This window comes from Streptomyces sp. URMC 127, assembly GCF_051386535.1.
Classification (GTDB): Bacteria; Actinomycetota; Actinomycetes; order Streptomycetales; family Streptomycetaceae; genus Streptomyces.
This window is the reverse complement of sequence record NZ_JBPQTW010000327.1, coordinates 1-5,314: the sequence shown is the minus strand read 5'-3', so window position 1 is coordinate 5,314 and position 5,314 is coordinate 1. Positions and strand designations below refer to the sequence as shown.

At 70.0% G+C, this 5,314-nt stretch carries 5 protein-coding genes; 3 read left to right on the top strand and 2 right to left on the bottom strand.

The genetic code is table 11. From position 1 onward, the window contains the following. Positions 1–424: 424 nt before the first annotated feature. Positions 425–847 (bottom strand): cysteine/serine endopeptidase inhibitor, encoded by a 423-nt coding sequence (locus ACSNOH_RS33220; RefSeq protein ID WP_436725169.1) that lies wholly within the window; start codon positions 845–847, stop codon positions 425–427. A 393-nt stretch (positions 848–1,240) separates the two neighbouring features. On the opposite strand from ACSNOH_RS33220, the gene ACSNOH_RS33215 reads away from it, so the two are divergent. Continuing rightward, entirely contained in the window at positions 1,241–2,152 is a 912-nt protein-coding gene (locus ACSNOH_RS33215) for a glycoside hydrolase family 19 protein (protein WP_436725168.1), read from the top strand. A 1,048-nt stretch (positions 2,153–3,200) separates the two neighbouring features. On the opposite strand, the gene ACSNOH_RS33210 is transcribed toward ACSNOH_RS33215, so the two are convergent. After that, on the bottom strand, positions 3,201–3,593 hold the full coding sequence (locus ACSNOH_RS33210) for a DUF4345 domain-containing protein (RefSeq protein ID WP_436725167.1): 393 nt from the start codon (positions 3,591–3,593) through the stop codon (positions 3,201–3,203). A gap of 84 nt (positions 3,594–3,677) precedes the next feature. Between ACSNOH_RS33210 and ACSNOH_RS33205 the strand changes: the two genes are divergently transcribed. Both ACSNOH_RS33205 and ACSNOH_RS33200 read left to right on the top strand, forming a co-directional pair. Beyond that, positions 3,678–4,277 (top strand): TetR/AcrR family transcriptional regulator, encoded by a 600-nt coding sequence (locus tag ACSNOH_RS33205; protein ID WP_436725166.1) that lies wholly within the window; start codon positions 3,678–3,680, stop codon positions 4,275–4,277. A 615-nt stretch (positions 4,278–4,892) separates the two neighbouring features. After that, positions 4,893–5,314 (top strand): helix-turn-helix domain-containing protein (locus ACSNOH_RS33200; RefSeq protein WP_436725165.1); only part of this gene is annotated, 422 nt, incomplete at its 3' end.

Sequence of the window (5,314 nt, the reverse complement as noted above, 5' to 3'; positions counted from 1 at the left end):
GCCGGGAGCCGGGAGCCGGGAGCCGGGAGCCGGGAGCCGGGAGCCGGGAGCCGGGAGCCGGGAGCCGGGAGCCGGGAGCCGGGAGCCCGGGACCCGGACGGTCCGCGCCTCCTGGCGGCGCCCGGGTGCGCATGCGCAGGACGGCGAGAGGCGCAGAGGCCACCGCCACCGCCACCGTCGGCGCTCAGCCTCAGCCTGCCCACCGGCTCTTCGAGGACGAAGGGGGCACGAGGGCCGCTCGATGCGTCGGCAACGCCTTGATCGCGCCCGCCGGATCCTCCCAGACCCGGGGGATGTACAGGGGGCGGGCCTGAGAGGAACGGAGGCTGGTGAGGTACGCAGGCTCCAGATGCGGACGACGTCGCTGATGGAGGAGAGCGACATACGGCTCTACCGGTCTGGGCTGGGCCGCCGAGCCGACTGCTCAGCGCACGAACTTCCAAGTGATGCCGTTGACCACGCCCCGGTCGAGTGGTGCCAGCTTCTGGAAGGCCGGCCTGCCGAGGTCGATATGGGTGCGGTCACACGAGAGGCACTTGTCCCTGACGGGCACCCTGATGGTCTTGCCGTTGTAGCTGACCTCGACGTATATGCCCTTGCAGAGCGGGTCGTTGTTCGGGTTGGCGGAGGTCCACCACGAGGGCGAGACCGCGACGAGGTCCTGGGAGCTCGCGTCGATGGCCGTCCCGCAGGCGCCGTACCCCTTGTCGGTGTAGTAGGTCATCTTTCCGTTCATCGGCTGGCCGATCGGAACGTCGGCGGCTGCCGGACCGGCGGCGACCGCAATTCCGGTGGCCGCGGCGGCCAGGATGACGGCTGCCGAGCGCACAGCGCTGCTTCCACGCATGGTCTCTCCTCGTTCAGGGGGGATTGGCGGGCGGGGCGCACTCACCGGGCCATGGAGCGAGCGCCCCGGAAACCGGCGGCACGGAGCCGTATCGACTCGCCGCTCAGGAAGCCGATGGACCGCGGCATTTCGTCGGCACGCGTCCGGGCTTTGGAATCCATGAATGCCACGCGGAAGGGCACCGAAGCAAGCCCGTGCAGGGGGAGTTGTCCGGAACCGGGTGTCAAGTGCAGCTGGTTTGGCCGCTAATGAAGCATGGCATTGACAATGAAGTTGAACAGTTATTCACTGCGCAAGTGATGGCGGACGCGGGGCTTTCCACCGTTCCGACCGGTCCGCCGCGCTTTGAGCAAGCGAGTGTCACCTCAGCGATCCGAACCCACAGGAGCCGCCGTGAGAAGAAACCGCTTCGCCACCTTGCTGCTGGCCGTACTGGCTCTGGTCGGTGCCGCCCTCCTCCTGCCGTCCGGCACGGCGAGTGCCGCAGCCGGCGCGAGTGCCGCAGCGCCCTGCGACAACGCGCCCAACTGGACGGCCGGCACCTGGTATCCGGCGGGCACGGTCGTCCGGTACACCGACGGCAAGTACTACATAGCCGAGCATGACAACCCCGGCTACGACCCGCTCATCAGCACCTGGTACTGGGACCCGTACACCTGTCAGGGAGGCGGCAACCCAGGGGCTGGGAAGTTCCCCGTGACGGAGGCCCAGTTCCAGCAGATGTTCCCGGCCCGGAACCCCTTCTACACGTACAACGGGCTGATCGCGGCTCTGGCCGCGTACCCCGGATTCGCCAACACTGGAAGTGACCAGATCAAGCGGCAAGAGGCCGCGGCCTTCCTGGCCAACGTCGACCACGAGACCGGGGGTCTGGTCCACATCGTGGAGCAGAATACGGCCAACTACCCCCACTACTGCGATCGGAACCAGCCCTACGGCTGCCCGGCCGGTCAGGCCGCCTATTACGGTCGCGGCCCGCTCCAGCTGAGCTGGAACTTCAACTACAAGGCGGCGGGCGACGCCCTCGGAATCAACCTGCTGAACAACCCCTCGCTCGTCCAGACCGACGCGGCCGTGTCTTGGAAAACGGCCCTGTGGTACTGGAACACCCAGCGCGGCCCCGGCACCATGACACCGCACGATGCGATGGTGAACAGCCGTGGGTTCGGGCAGACCATCCGCAGCATCAACGGCGCCGTCGAGTGCGACGGCCGCAACCCCGCCCAGGTGCAGAGCCGGGTGAACAGCTACCAGCGATTCGCCCAGATGCTGGGCGTGGCTCCCGGAGGCAACCTCTACTGCTGAGTCCCGGAGGACAGTCCCCGGTGGTCCGCGCCCCGCGGGTGGTCGAGACTCTGCTTGGTGGTCTTGGTGGTCTCGGCGGCCGTGCGGCCGTTGAGGTGGCCGATTTAGGGGTCGTCCGCGTTTCGGGTTCGGCAGGCCTCCAGCCGCGTGCGGCGAGCCGCGCGAGCTGGTCGATGTCGGCGCGGTCGAGCCGCACCGGGACGGCCTCCGAATCGCAGGCTGAGGCGTCGCCACAGTGCCGATCCGTGTTTCCGCCTGAGCCCGGCACCTCGCCGGAACTTCCTCGTCCTGATCCGTTCAGTGAGCGAGCCCCGATGGTCCGGGAGCGCGGGTGCCCTCGCGGACTGCTGGGGAAGCCGGGTGCCAGTGCGGCGGTGGCGCGGCCGAATGGTGCGGAGTGGTGTGGTCATGTCCCGGTGACGCTCGCGCAATCCGCAGCCGGCAGTTGCGGGCTCTGCTGCAACATCAGCACAGCCTGCGGCGTGCGTGTACGCCTGCGCCTGCGCGACGCGCTCAACCGGGGCCGCGCCTGGCGTCAAAGCGCCAGCACGGCCCGCCAGCACCTGATCAAGCACAGCGAAGTCCGGATGCCCAGTCGGCGACGCCGCACAGCCTCCTCGCCTGGCGCTGTACCCGCGTAGGGGTGTACGTAGGGGTGAGTGAGGGCCGCTGGTGGGTGGACGTTCGTTCCTGCCGGCCTACGCGTACCGACCGCAGCGGAGCCGAGCCGTAGTGCCGCCACTGCCGCCCCTGTTGAGGAACCGGCAGGGACACCGCAGAGGCCGCGGGCCGTCATGTGACGGTCCGGGCTGGCGTGTGGCGGCTCATCGCATCGGCGGGGCCCGCGGATGTGTCAGGTGTCGCACCACGGCATGGTCGGTAAGCGTCAGCCCGCCCCGTACAGGCAGTCCGCTCGCCAGCTGGGACCGTTCGGCGCTGACCTCCTCTCGCCGAGCGCGGCCGTATGCCGTCCTCCTGCCGGGGAACGGCGCCAAGGCCGAACGCCGGGCTGAGCCGTTCCGCCGTTCCCCCGAGACGGCGGAACGGCTCAGCCCCGCGCTCGAACCGCCCCCTCCTCCGCGTCCGCGAGCCAGAAGTACACCGGCGGCAGGCCGAGTTCGATGGCCATCAGCACTACCTGGAATACGTGTGGTCGGCCCTCCGCCGCGATGGACAGCACCCGGCTGAGCCCGCCCAGCAGGAATATCCCCGCCAGCAGGCGCACGGCCGCCGCCGGTATCGGCGTCTGCCGGACGGCCCACAACCAAGCCAGTCCGTACCCGGCGAAGACCGCGCCCATGAACCGGCCGAAGCTGTCGACCGTCGCGCCCGCGTCTTCGGCGCCGGGGATCGCCGCGTTCCCGGCTGCCGCGTGATACAGCCCGATCGCGACGCATGCGACTCCCATCGCCCATGCGAGCCCTCGCAGAGTTCTGACCATGACCCGAACCACCGCCCCCCTTAGTGGACACATGTCTAGCAGCGTAGTGCCCACTAGTAGACGTGTGTCAAGTAACCTTCCTTCATGCCGCCACGCCAGCGCCTCAGCCCCGCCGACCGCCGCGCCCAACTCCTCGCCGTCGGTGCGCGGCTCTTCGCCGCTCACCCCTATGAAGACGTGCTGATGGAGGACGTTGCCGCACAGGCAGGCGTGTCCCGCGCGCTGCTCTACCGGTACTTCCCCGGCAAACGCGACCTCTTCGCGGCCATCTACCAGGAGGCGGCCGACCAGCTGCTCGCCAAGAGCCGGTTCGACGCCGCCGGCAGCCTCACTGATCAGCTCGTCGAGGGCATGGACGCCCACCTCGACTACTTCATCACCAACCGCAACACGATCCTCGCCGGCAACCGCGTCCTCGCCGGCGACCCCCTCATCCAGACGATCATCACGAACGAACTCGACGTCATTCGCGCCCGTCTGCTGAGCGTGCTGCCCCTCGCGGACGACACCACTCGCGAGGCCGTATCCCAAGTCCTCAAGAGCTGGCTGGTGTTCGTCCGGGTGCTCGTCGTCGACTGGCTCACCAGCGAAACCTGCACCCGCACGGAACTCCGCGATGTGTGCGTCGGCTCCGTCCTCGGCGCGATCCGCCCGCTCCTCCCCGTCGACCCGGCACGCCGGTAGAGGCGCCCGAGACGCCTGCGGCACCCTCTTGCCCCGGCGGTTCTACGGCCAGTGGCCCCGGCCATCGGCGTCATGGAGTCGACCGGGGTGGCGGATCCGTACGGTGTCGGCACGGGCAGGGCCTGCACCGCGACGGCCTGCTGTGTGCAGCCCTGTTGTTGCTCGGCCTGCTCGGCCCTGCCCAGCGGAGGCAGTGACCGCCAGCCCCGGCGAATCGCCCAGGAGCCCGAGGAGGAACACCCGACCCGCTTCCCATGCCGTGACCCGCGTTGCAGCGGTGCACGAACTTCTCCCGGTTCCTGCGGCGGTGCAAGGGGCGGCGACGGCCGGGTGGGGAGGGCCGGTGGTTCATTCGCTGCCGGTCGCTCAGTCGCCTGCCGGACGCCGGAGCGAGGCCGGTGCAGGGGGAATGGTGTGGCCGCAGATGCGGAGGCGACGGGCGCGGCGGCGTTCTGGCGCCGACCGCTTGGTGCGAGCCGTAGCCGTTCTGGCTCTCACCCGCCGGACCCGGTCGCCGTAGGCCGACGGTCGTGGCGGCAGCTCGCGGACAGGGGTAAAGAATGGGCTAAAGAGAGGGGTAAGCGATGCTAGTGTGCCGGGTGGAGGTAGAGGCACATGGCCATCCAAGAAGAGCTGTTCGCGTCCGTCGATGCACTGCTGGCCGAGGAGCCGCAGTTGCCGCCCCCGGCCGAGCGCGCGCGGCTGCGTGAGGCCGCTGGCATCACCCAGGCCCGCCTGGCGCAGGCCCTGAAGACCTCGACGCAGACGGTGAAGAACTGGGAGAACGGCCGCTCGGAGCCGAGGTCGCCCCGCCTGGAGGCGTACCAGCGGCTGCTGAACGGCTGGGCGGCGAAGCACCCTGCCCCCGGCGCCGCGCCTGCCCTCGGCTCCGCACCCGCCCCTGGCTCCGCACCCGCCGCCGCGCTCGCCGCGGCCACCGCGGCTCAGCCGGCACCGCCCCCGCAGACGTTCCCCGGCCCGGCCGCCGCGCCCGAACCGAAGATCGTGCCCGCCGCGCCCGACCCGAAGACCACGGC

Coding starts and splice junctions, on each gene's coding strand:
- ACSNOH_RS33205 (WP_436725166.1), top strand. CDS start 3,678: ATGCCGCCACGCCAGCGCCTCAGCCCCGCCGACCGCCGCGCCCAACTC.
- ACSNOH_RS33220 (WP_436725169.1), bottom strand. CDS start 847: ATGCGTGGAAGCAGCGCTGTGCGCTCGGCAGCCGTCATCCTGGCCGCC.
- ACSNOH_RS33210 (WP_436725167.1), bottom strand. CDS start 3,593: ATGGTCAGAACTCTGCGAGGGCTCGCATGGGCGATGGGAGTCGCATGC.